This is a genomic window from Bacillus sp. AP50 (assembly GCF_040492675.1).
GTDB classification, from domain to species: Bacteria; Bacillota; Bacilli; order Bacillales; family Bacillaceae_G; genus Bacillus_A; species Bacillus_A cereus.
Window position 1 is genome coordinate 1 of record NZ_JBEUTW010000707.1, and the last position, 1,653, is coordinate 1,653.

Here is a 1,653-nt window from a genome sequence, read left to right on the forward strand (position 1 = left end):
ATTTTATCTAACCTTATTAATAACTACCTCTGATTAAAAAGGAGACTACTTATGTGTAAAAATCCGATTTCTATTATTATTCGTATACAGCATAACATAAAAGTTTTACCTGAAATTTTGAAAGCCTGTGAACAACTACAGCCTTTAGAAATTATCCTTACTATTAACGGATGTATCGATGATTCCATTGATATTGCACAATCTTACAATTGTAAAATTATCACATTAGAAGAACCGACAGAATCAAATAATTGTTATGTAATTGGTGCCAAAAAAGCAAAAGGTAAGTACCTCTTATTTTTAGATGCAAATTACAATATCCCCCCTTCCTTACTTAAACAATTTCTTCAACCATTACTAGATAAATCAGCTGACTTAGTATTAAACAATTTAGATGATTTTTTTTATCAAAAGCAAAAGCCAACTATAGAAATGATTTGGCAGCAAGTTACGAATCATTTTTTTCATCGTCCAGATTTACATGTTAACTCACTATTATTTCCTCCCTACGCGGTAACAAAGGAAATTCTTGAAGCAATTACTCCAGAAAGTTTATTAAATCCGATATTAGCACAAATGAAAATTATTAAAAATAATTTTCGCATTAGCAATCATTTTAAAATTTCTATACCGCAAATTCCCTCCTTCCCCTCAAAACAACTCATTCGTTATCACCTAGAAGCAATTGAAAATTGGGTAAATATATTACAAGATTCAAGAGGAAACTATACTGATAATAATCGAAGGCGGGATATTATTTTAGAACTTCAAAACGGCGAACAAAGAGCTATATCCAAAATAATTACAGGTAAAGAGTTTTATTCAAATACTTATGGAAATAAACAATTATCCATCATTATCCCTGTTCAAAATGAAGAAAAAACGATAGAATCTATCATTTTTGAGGTGCAGAAATTAAAACCTTTAGAAATCATCATTATTGTTAATGGATCAACAGATAAAACAGAGGAATTGGCGAAAAATTGCGGTGCAACAGTTATTACTTACAAAGAAGCACTCGGCATTGATACCGGACGTGCCGTTGGTGCATATTTTGCAAAAGGTGATATATTATTATTTATTGATGGTGATTTCTTAATTCCTAGTTCTGATTTATTACCATTTGTACAATCTGTTCAAAATGGAACCGATTTAGCTTTAAATAAATTAGAGCACTACTACATGTATCGTGTTCCTTATACTATCGTAACTGCATGTAAGCATGTTGTTAATTTAGCATGTAATCGAAAAGATTTAGGTATGGGCTCCATAACTGCTGTCCCTCATGCTTTTAGTCGAAAATGCATTGATACAATTGGGTTTGCTTCTCTTCTTTCACCAACCTTAAGTCAAGTTAAAACAATTTTAGCAGGATTGCATGTACAAAATGTTCATTCTATCGACGTTGACAAGATAAATCGAGTTCGACCAGAAAAACACTTCTCGCAGGAAGGCTACCTTTCATTAGCAACGCAACAAATCATTGGTGATCATATAGAAGCAATTTCTTACCTCATCGAACAAAAAAGAAACACTGAATGCTTTTAATTGTATATTCTTACCACCAAATAATATATGAATTTATTTTAAATATATAGCAAAATAAAAAAGATGGTTGTAACCATCTTTTTTATTTTTACATTAGATCAAAAG

Annotated in this window: 1 protein-coding gene; it reads left to right on the forward strand. The window is 30.9% G+C overall.

The genetic code is table 11. The features are described 5' to 3' along the window. Positions 1–51 precede the first annotated feature (51 nt). Positions 52–1,548, forward strand: coding sequence for a glycosyltransferase family 2 protein (locus tag ABWK52_RS28660; RefSeq protein ID WP_098286747.1), 1,497 nt, complete (start codon positions 52–54; stop codon positions 1,546–1,548). The last annotated feature ends 105 nt before the right edge of the window (positions 1,549–1,653 follow it).